13 protein-coding genes are annotated in these 15,570 nt (G+C 71.0%); 9 read left to right on the top strand and 4 right to left on the bottom strand.

Annotated elements, in window-relative coordinates; all coding sequences use genetic code 11:
- Nucleotides 1–50: 50 nt before the first annotated feature.
- Nucleotides 51–1,307: a zf-HC2 domain-containing protein gene (locus tag ACQEU8_RS33905; protein ID WP_433107978.1), complete on the bottom strand. Its 1,257-nt coding sequence runs from the start codon at nucleotides 1,305–1,307 to the stop codon at nucleotides 51–53.
- The gene (locus tag ACQEU8_RS33900; RefSeq protein WP_433107976.1) at nucleotides 1,304–1,876 is read right to left on the bottom strand and encodes a sigma-70 family RNA polymerase sigma factor; all 573 of its coding nucleotides are present in this window, start codon (nucleotides 1,874–1,876) and stop codon (nucleotides 1,304–1,306) included. The genes ACQEU8_RS33905 and ACQEU8_RS33900 overlap by 4 nt, the downstream gene beginning before the upstream one ends.
- A 469-nt stretch (nucleotides 1,877–2,345) precedes the next feature.
- Here ACQEU8_RS33900 and ACQEU8_RS33895 point away from each other — a divergent pair, with 469 nt between their 5' ends.
- Nucleotides 2,346–2,726 carry an STAS domain-containing protein gene (locus tag ACQEU8_RS33895; RefSeq protein ID WP_180289671.1) on the top strand — a complete coding sequence of 127 codons (381 nt, stop codon included), beginning with the start codon at nucleotides 2,346–2,348 and terminating at the stop codon, nucleotides 2,724–2,726.
- Between the two features lie 180 nt (nucleotides 2,727–2,906).
- Here the strand turns inward: ACQEU8_RS33895 and ACQEU8_RS33890 are convergent, their stop codons facing one another.
- Nucleotides 2,907–4,544, bottom strand: a complete 1,638-nt coding sequence (locus tag ACQEU8_RS33890; protein ID WP_433107973.1) for a class I adenylate-forming enzyme family protein — start codon at nucleotides 4,542–4,544, stop codon at nucleotides 2,907–2,909.
- 161 nt (nucleotides 4,545–4,705) lie between these two features.
- On the opposite strand from ACQEU8_RS33890, the gene ACQEU8_RS33885 reads away from it, so the two are divergent.
- From ACQEU8_RS33885 to ACQEU8_RS33870, 4 genes are all read left to right on the top strand, one after another.
- Nucleotides 4,706–5,896 carry an amidohydrolase family protein gene (locus ACQEU8_RS33885; RefSeq protein ID WP_433107971.1) on the top strand — a complete coding sequence of 397 codons (1,191 nt, stop codon included), beginning with the start codon at nucleotides 4,706–4,708 and terminating at the stop codon, nucleotides 5,894–5,896.
- A 50-nt stretch (nucleotides 5,897–5,946) separates the two neighbouring features.
- On the top strand, nucleotides 5,947–7,116 hold the full coding sequence (locus tag ACQEU8_RS33880; protein WP_433107969.1) for an acyl-CoA dehydrogenase family protein: 1,170 nt from the start codon (nucleotides 5,947–5,949) through the stop codon (nucleotides 7,114–7,116).
- Nucleotides 7,117–7,124: 8 nt separating this feature from the next.
- Nucleotides 7,125–8,243, top strand: a complete 1,119-nt coding sequence (locus ACQEU8_RS33875; protein WP_433108915.1) for an acyl-CoA dehydrogenase family protein — start codon at nucleotides 7,125–7,127, stop codon at nucleotides 8,241–8,243.
- A gap of 422 nt (nucleotides 8,244–8,665) precedes the next feature.
- A complete protein-coding gene (locus ACQEU8_RS33870; RefSeq protein WP_433107967.1) occupies nucleotides 8,666–9,253 on the top strand; it encodes an ATP-binding protein in 588 nt (195 codons plus the stop codon).
- Nucleotides 9,254–9,539: 286 nt separating this feature from the next.
- Here ACQEU8_RS33870 and ACQEU8_RS33865 read toward each other — a convergent pair whose 3' ends face one another.
- Complete coding sequence (locus ACQEU8_RS33865) at nucleotides 9,540–10,475, bottom strand: cyclase family protein (protein ID WP_433107965.1); 936 nt, start codon at nucleotides 10,473–10,475, stop codon at nucleotides 9,540–9,542.
- 123 nt (nucleotides 10,476–10,598) lie between these two features.
- Here ACQEU8_RS33865 and ACQEU8_RS33860 point away from each other — a divergent pair, with 123 nt between their 5' ends.
- The 4 genes from ACQEU8_RS33860 to ACQEU8_RS33845 are packed head-to-tail and all read left to right on the top strand — an operon-like array spanning nucleotide 10,599 to nucleotide 15,492.
- Entirely contained in the window at nucleotides 10,599–11,519 is a 921-nt protein-coding gene (locus ACQEU8_RS33860; protein WP_433107963.1) for an SDR family oxidoreductase, read from the top strand.
- Between the two features lie 57 nt (nucleotides 11,520–11,576).
- Nucleotides 11,577–12,854: an acyl-CoA dehydrogenase family protein gene (locus tag ACQEU8_RS33855; protein ID WP_433107961.1), complete on the top strand. Its 1,278-nt coding sequence runs from the start codon at nucleotides 11,577–11,579 to the stop codon at nucleotides 12,852–12,854.
- The gene (locus ACQEU8_RS33850; RefSeq protein ID WP_433107959.1) at nucleotides 12,851–14,380 is read left to right on the top strand and encodes an aldehyde dehydrogenase family protein; all 1,530 of its coding nucleotides are present in this window, start codon (nucleotides 12,851–12,853) and stop codon (nucleotides 14,378–14,380) included. The genes ACQEU8_RS33855 and ACQEU8_RS33850 overlap by 4 nt, the downstream gene beginning before the upstream one ends.
- Nucleotides 14,381–14,406: 26 nt before the next feature.
- Nucleotides 14,407–15,492: an alcohol dehydrogenase catalytic domain-containing protein gene (locus tag ACQEU8_RS33845; protein WP_433107957.1), complete on the top strand. Its 1,086-nt coding sequence runs from the start codon at nucleotides 14,407–14,409 to the stop codon at nucleotides 15,490–15,492.
- Nucleotides 15,493–15,570: the final 78 nt, after the last annotated feature.

The following is a 15,570-nucleotide window of genomic DNA, read 5'->3' as shown; positions in this document are numbered from 1 at the left end:
CGGGCGGGCCGAGCCCCGTCGTCGAATGGGTGGGCCGCCCTTGCGTTCGGCTACAGCCGCGAGAGCGAGGCCGTGGCGTAGAGGACGTCCTGGATGGCCTGCGGATCGCCGTCCTGTCCGGCGGCGGCTTCGAGCGGCGGCACATGACCGGCCGCGAGCTGGCAGAACTCCAGCCCGTCCAGGGCGATATGGGCGACCTTGCTCTCGGGTGAGGCGCGGGCACCGGGAGAGTCCAGCGGGATGTACCAGTCGCCGCCACCGTTGCCCTCGACCTCCAGGTGCAGGGTTCGGCCGGGCGCACCGGCCGTGGCCAGCCCGTGGGGCGGCGGCGCGAGCCCCCTACGGCGGCGGGCGGCGATCGCGCTGGGCAACTGCCGGGCCGCCAGATCGACGATTAGGTTGAGATGGGCGGGGCCCGGCGGCGCGTACGGATAGTCGACGGCTTCCGCGATGTCCTCGGCGTGCATCCAGCACTCGAAGGCGCGGTCCAGGAACGCGTCGCGCAGCGGGAGCGAGAAGTTGCCGTAGGAGACGAGCCGCCCGCGTGCGGTGTGCTCTCCCGACGCGCTGCCGTCGTCCGCGGCGAGGAACGACACGTCGCGGATCATGGCGTGGCTCTGCTCCCGCCACGGTTCGCGGGCTGCCGGGGTGGGGTGACCGGCGTCGCCCAGCGCCCAGTAGGCCTCCGTACGGGTCTGCGGATCCGCGCCGCGTGGGGAGGAGAGGGCGTCGGCGGGCAGCGGATCGGGCAGGCCGATGCCGGCCGCGACCAGTCCGTCGACCGCGAGCAGGTGACCGAGGACGCCGGCCACGGTCGTCTCGCGGGTGGTCTGCCGTTCGCCGTCGAACCAGCGCAGCTGTACCGGCGCCCGCCACTCCTCCTCGGCCATGTCGCGCAACAGCGCGTCCAGTCTGGCCGTCTCCGCGTCGTAGGGAGCCGCCCAGGTCGGCATCGGTATCCGGGCGGGGCGGCGGTCCAGGCAGCCTTCGAGGACCCGGGAGCGCAGCATCGGGTCGAGATCGAGGCTGTCCTCGGAGTGCAGCAGTCCGACCGCGTCGCGCAGCCGCAGCGCTTCCTCGGCGCAGGGCGCGCAGTCGGTCAGATGCGCTTCGACGGCGGCGGTCTCCTCCGGCGAGCAGGCTGCCAGCGCCCAGGCACCGAGGAGCGAGGTGAGGACCCGGTGGTCCCGTAGCTCACCTTCCGGCGCTGCTTCGGCGGTCCCGGTGGCGGGGGACGGCTCGTTCGGTCCGGGCCCGGCAGGCTGCCCCGGGCCCGGTGGCGTCGGTGGAGTCGGCGGCGCGCTCATGGCCGTTGTCCCGCGCCGGGCGGCGCCATCGCCGGCTTCGTCATGGCGGAGGACAGGAGTTGCAGCCCGAGCCGCAGCCGGCGGCGGGCCTCGTCCTCGGTGACGCCGAGCGTGCGCGCAGTTTGCCGGTAGTCGTGGCGCTCGAAGTACGCCAGTTCGAGCGCGGCGCGCAGCGAGGACGGCATGGAGGTGACGATGTAGTCGGCACGCGCCGCCGTGGCGGCAGTACGCACCTGCTCCTCGAACCGCTCGGCCTCCTCAGGGGAGCAGGGCCCGGCGCTGCGCTGCTGCTGCCGCAGCCTGCCGGTCGCGATCCGCTGGGTCAGTTCCGCTATCCAGGACCGCATGGGGCCTTCACGCGGGTCGAATGTGTGCGGGTTCTCCCAGATGTGGGCGAAGACGTCCCGGGTGGCGCTGTCGGCGGCCTCCTCGTCGTCCAGCACCCGGTGGGCGAGGCCGTGCACGAGGGAGGCGAAGCGGTCGTAGAGCTCGCCGAGCGCCGCGGCCTCGCCGCGCGCCAGCCGCTGCTGCATCTTCCGGTCCCAGCGCGGTGGTGTGTCGTTCGCCATGATGGCCCCCAGCCCTCGGTTCCGCCGTCCCGATTCCCGTCCGCTTCCGTTCCGTTCCGTTCTCCGTGTGGGTCCGCTCCGTTCTCCGGGTGCGCTCCGTCCGCCCCGGTCCGCGTCCGGCGGTGCCGCCTTCGCGTTCTCTTCCGCCTCTTGTGATGCTCGTCGACCCCTCGAATGTAGTCCGAGCAACTGACAGCGCACGCCTCTTTTGCGGCAACGCACGCCCCAGGAAGATTGCCGAGGGTGCGCTTTTCGTCACGGAGAGCTTGGGTAGAGCGGAAATTGACGGGAACCGAGAGGCGGAAGTGGCGGATGCTGCCGAGCGTTATGTGTGCGTGACCACAAGTTCTCGCAGGTTCCCATGGGTAATACCGCATGACCGCATAGGGTCGTTTCCCTGGGACCAGTTTTGGAGGGGTAGGCCAGGGCAGCCGACTGTTGTAGGCGATCGACGAAGGGGTTGCGGGGAGTGTCGTTGAAGGTGCTGGAGGAGGAGCGGGGCGGGTGGGCCGTGCTCCGGGTCTCCGGTGAGCTTGACCTGGTCACCTCACCCGCGGTACGGCAACATGTGCACGATGCCGTGGCGGAGGGGCGCAGAAGCCTGGTGCTCGACCTGTCCGACGTCCTCTTCTGCGATTCCAGCGGAGTGGGCGTCCTGATCGCCTCGCGGCGGCTGATGCGGTCCTGTGCGGGACGGCTGCGGCTGATCCTGCCCGCACGTGGCGCAGAGGACGGTTCCCATGTGAACCGGGTGCTCGCGGCGCTGGGGGTGCGGCGGCTGTTCGACTGTTACCCGGACCTGGCCACGGCCACCGAAGCGCACACCGCCACAGGCCCGCTCACGGCGTGAGAGGGCGGTAGCGGGCCGTCGGGGTCCGGGCGTTGGCCGCAGGGTCGTTGCGGGGTCTGAACGTTGGCCGCGGGGCCTTGTGGGGCCCTGACGTTGGCCGCGGGGCCGTTGTGGGGCCCGGACGTTGGCCCGCGTGCGGCCCGGACGCTGGCCGTGTGCCGTCGGCCCGCGTGCCAGTGGTCAGCCGAACATCTCCCGCAGCTTGTACTTGAGCACCTTGCGCAGCGTGCCGTTGCGCGGCAGCTCCGCCAGTACCTCCAGCTGCTCGGGCAGTTTGTAGGTCGCCAGGCCCTCGCCCCGTAGATACGCGGTCAGTTCGGCGAGCGTGACCGGCGGCGCCCCGTCCGGCTGCTCGACGACGGCGCAGACGCGCTCACCCCGCTCCGGGTCGGGCAGCCCGATAACGGCCGCGTCGGCGACCGCGGGGTGTTCGTAGAGGAGTTGCTCGATCTCCTTGGCCGAGATGTTCTCGCCCTTGCGGATGATGATGTCCTTGGTACGGCCGGTGAGCACCAGGTGCCCGCTCTCCAGGACCCGGCCCAGATCGCCGGTGATCAGGAAGCCGTCCGCGTCGAACGCCTCCGCGGTCCGGTCGGGGTCCAGATAGCCCTGGCACACCGCCTCGCCGCGCAGCCGGACCTCTCCCTCGTGCCCCGGCGGCAGCACTTCGCCGTCCGGCGCGGTGATCCGGATCTCCATCCCGGCGGGTGGGCGCCCCTCGGTGGTGGCGAGCTGTTCCGGGGTGTCGTCGGGAGCGCCCATCGTGATCATCGGCGCTTCGGTCATGCCGTATCCGTGGGTGAGTTGGCAGCCCAGTTCGGCGACCACCTCGTGGTAGAGCTCGGGGGGTTTGGGTGCGCCGCCGCCCGCGAGCAGCCGCAGCGCTGGGAGCAGCTTCTCGCCGGGCTGCTTGCGCTGTTCGGCCAGGAACATCGAGTAGAACGCCGTCGAGCCGCCCGCTGTCGTCACCCCGTGGCGCCGGTAGCCCGCCAGTGCGCCGGGCATCGCGAACTTCTCGAACAGTACTGCCGGGAACCCGTACAGCAGCAGCATCACCAGATAGTCGGGACCGCCGATGTGCGCGTACGGGAAGGCGATCGAGCCGACGTCGCCGGGGCGCAGCCGCAGCGCGTGCGCCAGACAGGAGCCACCCGCGATGAGGCTGCGGTCGGTGTGGAGTACGCCGCGCGGCTCGGAGGTGGTGCCGGAGGTCCAGTAGATCCAGCGCACTGCTGTGCCGTCGGTGGGAGGTTCCGGGAGAGCGGCCACGGAACCGGGGCCGGCGTCCGGGAGGGTGTTGTAGGCGGTCAGCGTGCGCGGGGCGGGTCCGTGCTGCTCGCGGATGCCGTCGGCCAGTGCGGCGTAATCGGTGCCGCGCCACTGACCGGGGTGGATGTACCAGGCGGCGCCGGTCGCCCGTAGCGCGAGGGCCACTTCGCGCTCCCGGTGGCCCGGGATGAGCGGCGTCTGCCGTACGCCGAGCCGGGCCAGGGCGAGGGAGAGCACGACGGTCTCGATGCGGGTGGGCAGCTGCCAGGCGACGGTGTGCGTGGGGCGCACTCCCTGTTCGTACAGCCCGGCAGCGGTGCGCTCGGCGCGGGTGCGCAGTTCGCCGAAGGTGAGGGAGGGATCGTCAACCTTGTTGTCGTCAACCCGGTTGTCGTCAACGCCGTTGTCGTCATCGTCAACGCGGTTGTCGTCAACGTGGTTGTCGGTCGCCTGGATGAGTGCGGTTGTTTCGGGGCTGAGCTCGGCCCGCCGTACGACCAGTTCCCACAAGGTGCGCGAGGCGCTGAGTTCGTGTGCGACAGCGGACATGCCGCCCCCTCGGTCTGAAGCTGACGCTCCGTCAGGTTGTGCCGGAAGCGTAGGGCCAGACGCCTTGTCGGTCCAGAGTCCGCGGGGCTAGCCTCTTGCTGATTCCAGTTTTCTGACGGGGCATCAGAAACCGCAGCCGGTATGGCGAGGGGGCCACGCCCGTGACCGAACTACCGCGCATCATCAGCGTCGACGACCATGTGATCGAGCCCGCGCACCTCTTCGAGACCTGGCTGCCGGCCAAGTACCGGGACCGCGGTCCGAAGCCGCTCACCGCCGGTATCGGCGAGCTGGAGTACGTCGGCGGCAAGTACCGGATCAGCATGGACCCGGACGGGCCGCCCACCGACTGGTGGATCTACGAGGACCTGAAGTTCCCGTACAAGCGCAACATCGCCGCTGTGGGTTTCGACCGGGACGAGATGACGCTGGAGGGCATCACCCGCGAGCAGATGCGGCCCGGCTGCTGGGACCCGGCCGAACGCCTCAAGGACATGGACCTCAACCATGTGGAGGCGTCGCTGTGCTTCCCGACCTTCCCCCGCTTCTGCGGCCAGACCTTCGCCGAGGCGCACGACAAGGAGGTCGCCCTGGCCTGCGTGCGCGCCTACAACGACTGGATGGTCGAGGAGTGGTGCGGCGACAGCGGCGGCCGGCTCGTCCCGCTCTGCCTCATCCCGCTGTGGGACATCGAGCTGGCCGTCGCAGAGATACGCCGCAACGCGGCGCGGGGGGTGCGGGCTGTGACCTTCAGTGAGATCCCCACCTACCTGGGCCTGCCCAGCATCCACAGCGGCTACTGGGACCCCTTCTTCGCCGTCTGCGAGGACACCGGCACCGTCGTCAACATGCACATCGGCTCTTCCTCGCAGATGCCCGCAGCCTCCCCCGACGCGCCTCCGGCCGTGCAGGCGGCGCTCTCCTTCAACAACGCCATGGCCTCGATGATGGACTTCCTCTTCAGCGGCGTGCTCGTCAAGTACCCGCGGCTGAAGCTCGCCTACAGCGAGGGCCAGATGGGCTGGATCCCGTACGCACTGGAGCGTGCCGACGACGTGTGGGCCGAGCACCGCGCCTGGGGCGGCGTCCGTGATCTGATCCCCGAGCCGCCCTCCACCTACTACTACCGGCAGGTCTTCTGCTGCTTCTTCCGCGACAAACACGGCGTCACCGCACTGGACACGGTCGGCCGCGACAACGCCACCTTCGAGACCGACTATCCGCACGTCGACTCCACCTTCCCGCACACCAAACAGGTCGCCCTGGAACACGTGGCGGGCCTCGACGACGAGACCGTCTACAAGCTGATGCGCGGCAACGCCATCCGGATGCTCGAACTCGACCTGGTGTGAGGGACTTCGGCGCGGCGTGAGGGATCTCGGCCCGGTGTGAGGGAGCGGCCATGGAGCTGGCGTACACGGAGGAGGAAGAGGCGTTCCGGGCGCGGCTGCGTGCCTGGCTGGACCGGGTACTGCCCACCCTGCCGCCCCGCCCCGACCCGCTGGACTGGCCGGCGCGGCGCGCTTACGACATGGACTGGCAGCGCAGGCTGTACGACGCCGGCTACGCGGGTCTGCACTGGCCCGAGGACGCCGGCGGCCAAGGCGCGACGCCCACCCAGCACCTGATCTTCCTGGAGGAGACGGAAGCGGCCGGGGCGCCGTACGTCGGTGCCGGATTCGTCGGCCTGCTGCACGCCGGGCCGACGATCGCGGCCGAGGGCAGCCCTCAGCAGCGCGCCCGCTGGCTGCCGCCGATCCTGCGCGGCGAGGAGGTGTGGTGCCAGGGGTTCTCCGAGCCGGACGCCGGCTCCGATCTGGCCTCGCTGCGCACCCGGGCGGTACGGGACGGTGATGCCTATGTGGTGACCGGCGCCAAGATCTGGACCTCGCACGCCGAGGTCGCCGACTGGTGCGAACTCCTCGTCCGCACCGACCCGGAAGCCCCCCGGCACCGGGGCATCAGCTGGCTCGCCCTGCCCATGGACGCGCCGGGTGTCACCGTACGGCCGCTGCGCACCCTCGCCGGATCGCGGGAGTTCGCCGAGGTGTTCCTGGACGAGGTGCGGGTGCCCGTCTGCAACCGGGTGGGGGCTGAGAACGACGGCTGGAGCGTCACCATGGTGACGCTCTCCTTCGAGCGGGGCACCGCGTTCGTGGGCGAGGTGGTGGCCTGCCGTCGCACCCTGCGGCTGCTCGCGCGGCGTGCGCGACAGAACGGCTGTTGGGACGACGCAGCAGTACGCCGTCGACTGGGCCGGCTGAACGCCGAATTCACCGCACTGTGGCGACTCATCCAGTGGAACGTCAGCGAAGCCGCACACGGACTGCGTCAGGGCGGCACCGGCGTTCCAGGAGTGGGCGGCTCGGTGTTCAAACTGCGCTACTCGCACGCGCGGCAGGAACTGTACGAGGCCGCGGCGGCGGTGCTCGGCCCCGGGTCGCTCGATCTGGCCGAGGAGTGGGCACTGGAGCGGCTCTCCTCCCTCTCGTACACGATCGCCGCCGGTACCTCGCAGATCCAGCACAACATCGTCGCCGAGCGCATCCTCGGCCTCCCGAAGGGACGGTGACGGCGCGGATGGACTTCCGGCTGACGGAGGACCAGGAGGCGCTGCGGCGCGGCATGCGTGAACTGCTGGAGACGCGGTTCGACCGTGCGGCGCTGAGGGGAGCGGTGGACGGGGCCGAGCAGGGAGCGTCGCTCGATGCTGCCCTGTGGCGCGAATTGGGGGAGTCGGGGCTGTTCGCGCTGCGGGCGCCGGAGAGTGCGGGCGGCGTCGGGCTGGGCCTGCCGGAGGCGGTGCTGGTGTTCGAGGAGGCCGGGCGGGCGCTGCTGCCCGGCCCGCTGGTCGCCAGCCATCTGGCGGGCAGCGCGGGACTGGTGGCTGGTGCCGCGGACGGCTCGGTCGTGGTGACGGCGGCGGAGCAGGGGGTGCGGTGTCCGGGACGAGACGGCGACTCGGCCCCGCTGGTCGAACATCTGGAGGCCGCGGGCGCCGTGCTGCTGCTGGGGGAGGGCAAGGAGGTGGGGGTGCTGGCGCCAGGCGAGCTGACAGCGGCACCGATCCGGTCGGTGGATCCGCTTACACCGTTGCATCGGATAGATGGCTGGGCGGGGGAGGACACGGACGCCGCGGAAGCGGCTGAGGGCACGGATGCCGCGGACGTTGTCGAAGCTGCGGAGGGCATGGACGCCGCAGACGTTGCCGAAGCCGCGGAGGGCATGGGCGCCACCGTCACCGGGGCGCGGTCGGCGGTTGACTCAGCGGCATTACGGCGGGAGGCGGTGCTGCTCACCGCGGCGCAGCAGTTGGGCAGCGCCTGCCGGACGCTGGAGCTGGCCGTCGGGTACGCGCGGGAGCGCGAGCAGTTCGGCCGTCCGATCGGTGCCTTCCAGGCGGTGCAGCAGCTGTGCGCGGGAATGCTGGTCCGTTCGGAAACGGCCAGAAGTGTGGTTTACGCGGCGGCCGTCACCGCGGACGACGAGGAGGTCTGCGCGGCGAAACTCCTCGCCGACGCCGCCGCCGTGGGCAACGCCCGCGACTGTCTGCAGATACACGGAGGAATGGGGTTCACCTGGGAGGCCGATGTCCATCTGCACCTGAAACGTGCGTGGTTGCGTACCGAACAGTGGCGAACAGCTGTGACTTCTGAGGAGCAATTGGCCTCAGCGCTGCTCCGTCCTATGTGTCGGTGAAAGCCGTATTCATCCGGGAAATTCGATGAGAGTGATTACGCAGGGTTATGGGGGTCTTGTATTCGCCGAGTGACCACCGCGAGCGGAAGATCGGATTCCACTCCGGTACGCTCCCTGGGCGCGAGCACGGCGGCCGCCGGTGGCGGCAGGCCGTCGACGGAAGGCGCGGGTCACGCCGCCAGGCGGTGACGACCCCGATGACCAAGGAACAAAAGGGTGTCCACGAGATTCAGACCGGCTCGTTCGAGTCCCCGCGCTCGGCGTCGCACAGTATGCCGTGCGTCTACTCCTTTGCGCCGGAATATGCCTGAAGCGCTTGTTGGCATCACTATGAGTCAACCATGCTGTTCTCGCTGGAGTCACAATCCGTGACTACTTGGAGACGCGAGGCGATGTGTCCGCCAGTTCGGATGGTGTGAGCGGTGCAGGTGCTTCTGGAGCAGTTGGAGATCGGATCCGATCCGACGGAGGTGGGGCGCGCCCGGAGGTGGGCCAGGGCCCGGCTGGCGGGAGCAGGAGTGGACGCCGACGAGTCCCTTGCCGAGACGCTGATTCTGCTGATCTCGGAACTCGTCACCAACGCGGTGGTGCACACCGGCTGTCCGGCCGTGCTGTGCATGCTGCTGCCTCGGCGGTGCGGCGGTGGTCCGGCGCACAGTGCCGTGGGCTCGGTGCGGGTCGAGGTGGCCGACGCGAGCAGCCGTGCGCCGCGTCGCCGCCAGGCGGAGGGCGAGGACACCGGTGGCCGCGGTCTCGAACTCGTCTCGGGCCTCGCCGACCGCTGGGGCTGGGAGCACGAGCCGGGCGGCAAGCGGGTGTGGTGCGAACTGGACACCGCGCCGCTGGAGTCCGCCGCTGAGCCCGCGCCGACTGCCGACCGGGAGGCGAGCGCGGGTCCGGGTGCCGGTGTCCGTAGTGAGGGGGCCCGCGCGAAGGACGACGTACGCGCTACCGCGAACGCGCGTGCGCGAGTCAACGTGGCAGGGGCCGGTGCTGGCGCGTTCGGCTGAACACGCGCCGGGACAATACGGGCAAACTCCCCAAAGTCCAGACCAGGTGTTGACGTGTCGTGTCGGTTTGATCACCCTTGGGTGGAGCGATTCGTCGTGAGGGGACGACGAGGTACCTGAGGTTCCTCGACGAGTACGGGTCGCGGTCCGGCGCCAACCTCCGTCCGAGGGCAGGGCCCCGAGCGCCGGAGTCGGGTGGCGGTACGCCGTGCCGTGCTCGGGGCGCGCAAAGGCGCACCGCCACCCGGCTTGCCCAACGCGGTGGCACGACGACGGACTTGCCCGGTCACAGCACCGCGACCGGCGCCACCGGAGCGCCCGTTCCGCCCATGAAGGGCTCGGGCTGGGCGGCCAGCAGGAAGGTGTGACGGCCTTCTTCGGCGCAGGTTTCCGAGAGTTCCTCCAGATTCCAGTTCTGGCCTTGGAGCATGCCCATCTCCACGAGGTGGAGCGCGTGGACGGGAAGCCAGAGGCCCTCGATCTCCGGGGGGACGATCTCGAATGTGAGGGTGTCGTTGGCGACGGCGGCCACGTCGCGGGCGTGGAACCACTCGGGCGTACGCAGCGACAGCCCGGGGGACGGATAGGCGTAGCCGTTCTTGTCGCCGGTGAGGTAGCGGCGCAGCTGTCCGGTACGGACGAGCACGATGTCGCCGGCTCGTACGCGTGTGCCCGCGAACTCCTCGGCGACGTCGAGATCTTCGGGTGACACCGCGTGGCCGTCCGCCAGCTGCTCCTCGCCGCGGGCGCGTGCCACATCGAGCAGTACGCCCCGGGAGACCAGAGGGCGGCTCTTCTCGATGCCACTGAACGCCGCGCCGCCGTGCGCGGTGACGGTGCGGGCGGGGCGCCCGTTGTAGAGCCGGCCGCCGTGCGAAACGTGGGCGAGGCCGTCCCAGTGGGTGGCGGCCTGGAGGCCCATGGTGACGGCGTCGTCGTTGGTGGCGACGGTTCCGGGGCCGAACATCTCCAGATTGAGCGCGACCATGGTGTGCAGCGGGTTCACCCGTCCGGGGATCAGCCCGGTCTGCACCCCGTCCTGCTGGAGGGGCAGCGCGAGCGGGACGCGGCGTCCCCGGCGGACGGTGGCCGCCGCCTCCCGTACCACCTCGTCCGTCACGAGGTTGAGTGTGCCGATCTCGTCGTCGGCACCCCAGCGGCCCCAGTTGTTGACGCGCTCGGCGATCTCGGCGAACTCGGGGCACTGCGCCGGCACGGTCATCTGTCCTCCGTGGTCGGTCCGTGGGGAGCGGGGCGGTGCGGCGGGGGCAGTACGGGTCTTGTATTCGGGCGGTGGCTGCTCAAGAATCTAACGGTCCGTCAGATAACCCGGGAGGGGCCGGACGTGGGCAACGAACGGAACTTTTTGGCCGGGAAGGTCGTCGCCGTCACCGGAGCCGGCCGCGGCATCGGCCGCGCGGTGGCGCTGGCCTGCGCGAGCGAGGGGGCCAAGGTCGTGGTCAACGACTACGGCGTCTCCGTCGACGGCGGTGAACCGCGCAGTGAGATAGCCGAAGCCGTCGTGAAGGAGATCGCGTCGGCGGGCGGCCAGGCCGTGGCGGTCGCCGACGACATCTCCACCATGGCCGGCGGACAGCGCGTCGTGGACACCGCCCTCGCCCGGTACGGCCGCCTCGACGGGGCCGTCTGCGTGGCCGGAATCCTGCGCGAACGCATGCTCTTCAACATGACCGAGGAGGAGTGGGACCCCGTCGTCGCCACCCACCTCAAGGGCACCTTCACCGTCTTCCGCGCCGCGAGCGCCGTGATGCGCACCCAGCGCAGCGGCGCCCTCATCGGCTTCACCAGCGGCAACCATCAAGGCTCCGTCTCCCAGGCCAACTACGCGGCGGCCAAGGGCGGCATCATCTCCCTCGTCCGCAGCGCGGCACTCGGCCTGCACAAATACGGCGTCACCGCGAACGCCGTCGCGCCCGTGGCCCGCACCCGGATGTCCGCCAACGTGCCCATGGAGCTGACGGAGATCGGCGAGCCGGAGGACGTGGCCCCCCTCGTCGTCTACCTGCTCAGCGACCACGCGAAGGAGCAGCAGATCACCGGGCAGGTCTACACCGTCGCCGGACCCAAGATCGCCGTATGGGCACAGCCCCGCGAACTCCGGGCCGCCTACGCCGACGGTTCCTGGACGCCCCGGCAACTCGCCGACCATCTGCCCGGCACCGTCGGACAGGACCCGATGCCCATGCTGGAGCGGCTCAAGGAGATGGCCGCAGCCGCTGCCCGCAAGGACCGCCCCAACGCCTGAGCCGACCCGGAGGCGTGGCGCCGACCACGCCCTTACCCGCCTGCGAGAGGGGGACGCGTGGACTTCGCCTTCACCCGCGAGGACGAGGAGTTCAGAGCGCGGGCCCGCGAGTGGCTGCACGACCACCTGGTCGGCGACTACGCGTCCGCCGCCGGGCAGGGCGGACCCGGCAGCGAGCACGAGGCCACCGCCGTCCGCCGCCGCTGGGAGCGTGAGCTGGGCGGCGCGGGCTGGATCGGCATCGGCTGGGACCGCACCCACGGCGGTTACGGCAACCGCGCCGCCACCCTCACCCAACAGGTCGTCTGGGCCGAGGAGTACGCCCGCGCGGGCGCACCCGCCCGCGTCGGCCACATCGGCGAGAACCTGCTGGCCCCCACCCTCCTCGCCCACGGCACGGACGAGCAGCGCAAACGCTTCCTGCCCGCCATCGCCCGCGGCGAGGAACTGTGGTGCCAGGGCTACAGCGAACCGGACGCCGGCTCCGACCTGGCAGCCGTTCGCACCACAGCTGTCCGCACGACCGCCGCACGGGACCCCGGCGCACGGGGCTCCGGCGCGGGCGGCGGTGCCGTCTGCTACCGCGTCACCGGCCAGAAGATCTGGACGTCACTCGCCCATGAGGCCGACTGGTGTTTCGTCCTGGCACGCACCGAAGAGGGCACAAGCGGACACCAAGGGCTCTCCTTCCTGTTGGTACCGATGGACCAGCCGGGCCGCATCGAGGTCCGGCCGATCCGGCAGATGTCGGGGACGGAGGAGTTCAACGAGGTCTTCTTCGACGGCGCGCTCGCCGAAGCCGACCACCGGGTCGGTGCCGAGGGAGACGGCTGGCGGGTCGCCACCGCCCTCCTGGCCCTGGAGCGCGGCGTCTCCACGCTCGCCCAGCAGATCGGCTTCGCAGCCGAACTCGACCGCGTACTCCGCCTCGCCCTGCGCACCGGCGCCGCCGACCGGGACCCCGTGCTCCGCGACCGGCTCGTCGGAGCATGGGCCGAACTGCGGACGATGCGCTGGAACGCCCTGCGCACCCTCGGCGCCAACGGCAACGCCAACGCGAACAGCAACGGCGTCGTGCCGGGCGCGCCCAGCGTCGCCAAGCTGCTGTGGGGGCGCTGGCACCAGCGGCTCGGTGAACTGGCGATGCAGGTGCGCGGAGCCGCCGCCGCCCTCGGCCCGCACGACTGGGCGCCGCACCGGCCCTACGAACTCGACGCGCTGCAACGCCTGTTCCTCTTCACCCGCGCCGACACCATCTACGGCGGCTCCGACGAGATTCAGCGCGACATCCTCGCCCAGCGGGTGCTGGGCCTGCCGAGAGAGGCACGCATGTGACGACGGAACCCAGCACCGGACCGGCGACCTCCACAGCCGCAGCAGACCCCGCACGGAAGCCCAGGGCCTACCCGCACTGGATCGGCGGCGGCTGGCACCAGCCGGCACGCGGCCACTACCCGATCACCGACCCGGCCACGGAGCAGCTGGTCGGCGAGGCTCCCGAAGGGGACGCGGCGGATGTGGACACCGCTGTCCGCGCGGCGCGTGCCGCTCAGGAAGCGTGGGCCGCCACCGACCCCCGCGAGCGCTCCCGGGTGCTGGAGCGGATCGCGGAACTCCTCACCGAGCGCGCCCCCGCACTCGTACCGCTCCTCCAGGCCGAGACCGGCGCCACCCTCAAGGTCGCGCGCGGTATGCAGCTGCCCACTGCCGCCGACCGCTTCCGCCGGTACGCGCGCGGCGCACTGGAGCCGGACACCGTGCCGCTGCCCCCGCAGCCCGTGGGACCCAGCGCACTGGCCCCGGGCGGGCTGATCGGTGCCGCCGCCGTACGTCGCCCCGTCGGCGTGGTCGGGTGCATCACCTCCTACAACTTCCCCGTGGTCAACCTCGCGGGCAAGGTCGCGCCCGCGCTGGCCATGGGGAACGCCGTCGTCTGCAAGCCGGCGCCGCAGGATCCGCTGAGCTGCCTGGAGCTGGGCCCGCTGCTGAAGGAGGCGGGGCTCCCGGACGGGCTCTACAACGTGGTGACCGGCTCGGGGCCGGGGCCCGGGGAGGCCCTGGTCGCACATCCGGACATCGACATGATCAGCTTCACTGGCTCCACCTCCGTGGGAAAGGAAATCGCTGGGAACGCGGGACGTGGAATGAAGCGCACCCTCATGGAACTGGGCGGCAAGGGTGCGGCATTGGTGCTGGACGACGCGGTTGGCAGGACCCGCGAGGCAGCACTGGGCTCGGTCGCCTCGACCTGGGCGTTTCACAGCGGCCAGATCTGCACGGCACCGACGCGTGTGCTCGTACACGACTCGCTCCACGACGAGTTCGTGACTGCCCTTTCACGGTACGCCTCCGCACTGACGCTCGGCTATCCCACGAATGAGCGAACCGTGGTCGGCCCGGTGATCTCCGCGGCGCAGCGCGACCGCGTCGAGGCGCACATCGCCGGAGCCCGTGAACAGGGCGCCACCGTCCTGGTCGGGGGCGAACGGCCCACCGAACCCCCGACGGGTTTCTACGTCGCGCCGACATTGATCACCGGCGTCACGCCGAAGATGACCGTCGCCCGCGAGGAGCTGTTCGGACCCGTGGTCGTGGTCCTTCCGTTCGCGGACGACGACGAGGCCGTACACATCGCGAACAGCACCCCCTACGGCCTCTACGACTACGTGTTCAGCGGTGACGCGGGCCGTGCCTGGCGGCTGGCAGGGAGGCTGCGGAGCGGCAACGTCGGCATCAACACCGTCCAGCGGCACCCGGAGACACCGTTCGGCGGCTTCAAGGAGTCCGGAGTGGGCCGTGACGGCGGGTCTTTCGGGCTGCACGCCTACAGCGAGCTCCAGTCGATCGTCTGGCCGTCGTGACGTGTGAGGTGAGGGGAGCGGGAGCCATGCGAGGCGTGATCCTGGAGGGGGCGCGGGCCGAGGTCGTCGACGACCTGGAGCTGCGGGCGCCCGGCCCCGGCGAGGTGCTCGTCGGCATCCGCGCGGCGGGACTGTGCCACAGCGATCTGTCCGTCATCGACGGGACGATCCCCTTCCCGCGGCCCGTCGTACTCGGTCACGAGGGCGCCGGTGTGGTGGAGGCCGTCGGGGAGAGCGTGGTGCATGTGGCGCCCGGAGACCATGTGGCGCTGTCCACCATCGCCAACTGCGGTGCGTGCCCCCAGTGTGCGCGGGGCCGGCCCACCATGTGCCGCCGGGCCATCGGCAGGCCCGAACAGCCCTTCAGCCGCGGGGGTGAGCCGCTTTACAATTTCGCCGCCAACTCGGCCTTCGCCGAACGCACCCTCGTCAAGGCCGTCCAGGCCACCCCCATCCCCCGCGACATCCCCCTCACCTCGGCGGCGCTCATCGGCTGCGCCGTCCTCACCGGTGTCGGAGCCGTGCTCAACAGGGCGAAGGTCGGACAGGGCGAGTCCGTGGTGGTGATCGGCGTCGGCGGTGTCGGACTCAACGTGCTGCAGGGCGCCCGGATCGCGGGCGCGGCCCCGATCGTCGCGGTGGACGCCAACCCCGAGAAGGCGGCGGCAGCACGGCAGTTCGGCGCCACCCACTTCGTGGACGCCTCGCAGCAGACGCGAGGGGGCGGCGAAGGGGGAACGGTTGCCGCCGTCAAGGAGATCCTGCCGGACGGTGCCGCTCACACCTTCGAGTGCGTCGGCAGCACCGCGCTCGTGCGGCAGGCCGTCGACCTCCTCGACCGGCGCGGTCAGGCCGTGCTGCTGGGCATGCCACCCGCCGATGCCGAGGCCGTTTTCCTGCCCGCCGCGCTGTTCCTGGACAAGTCGATCCTCGGCTGCCGCTACGGCTCCTCCCGCCCACCGCGCGACATCGCGCTCTACGCGAACCTGTACCGGCAGGGCCGGCTGCTGCTGGACGAACTGGTCACCCGTACCTACCCGGTCGAGGAGTTCGCGGCAGCAGCCGACGACGCCCACCACGGCCGGGTGGCCCGCGCGGTCCTCACGTTCTAGGGGCGGGCGCTGCGCTCCTGGCGCAGGAGGGACGCGCCCCGTCAGGGGCGCGGGGAACTGCGCGACAAGCCACGATGC

It is taken from the genome of Streptomyces sp. CA-250714 (genome assembly GCF_050936705.1).
GTDB lineage: Bacteria > Actinomycetota > Actinomycetes > Streptomycetales > Streptomycetaceae > Streptomyces.
The sequence above is the reverse complement of the archived record's forward strand: the minus strand, read 5'-3'. Positions and strand labels throughout refer to the sequence as shown.

Coding starts and splice junctions, on each gene's coding strand:
- ACQEU8_RS33865 (WP_433107965.1), bottom strand. CDS start 10,475: ATGACCGTGCCGGCGCAGTGCCCCGAGTTCGCCGAGATCGCCGAGCGC.
- ACQEU8_RS33905 (WP_433107978.1), bottom strand. CDS start 1,307: ATGAGCGCGCCGCCGACTCCACCGACGCCACCGGGCCCGGGGCAGCCT.
- ACQEU8_RS33880 (WP_433107969.1), top strand. CDS start 5,947: ATGGAGCTGGCGTACACGGAGGAGGAAGAGGCGTTCCGGGCGCGGCTG.
- ACQEU8_RS33845 (WP_433107957.1), top strand. CDS start 14,407: ATGCGAGGCGTGATCCTGGAGGGGGCGCGGGCCGAGGTCGTCGACGAC.
- ACQEU8_RS33875 (WP_433108915.1), top strand. CDS start 7,125: ATGGACTTCCGGCTGACGGAGGACCAGGAGGCGCTGCGGCGCGGCATG.
- ACQEU8_RS33890 (WP_433107973.1), bottom strand. CDS start 4,544: ATGTCCGCTGTCGCACACGAACTCAGCGCCTCGCGCACCTTGTGGGAA.
- ACQEU8_RS33900 (WP_433107976.1), bottom strand. CDS start 1,876: ATGGCGAACGACACACCACCGCGCTGGGACCGGAAGATGCAGCAGCGG.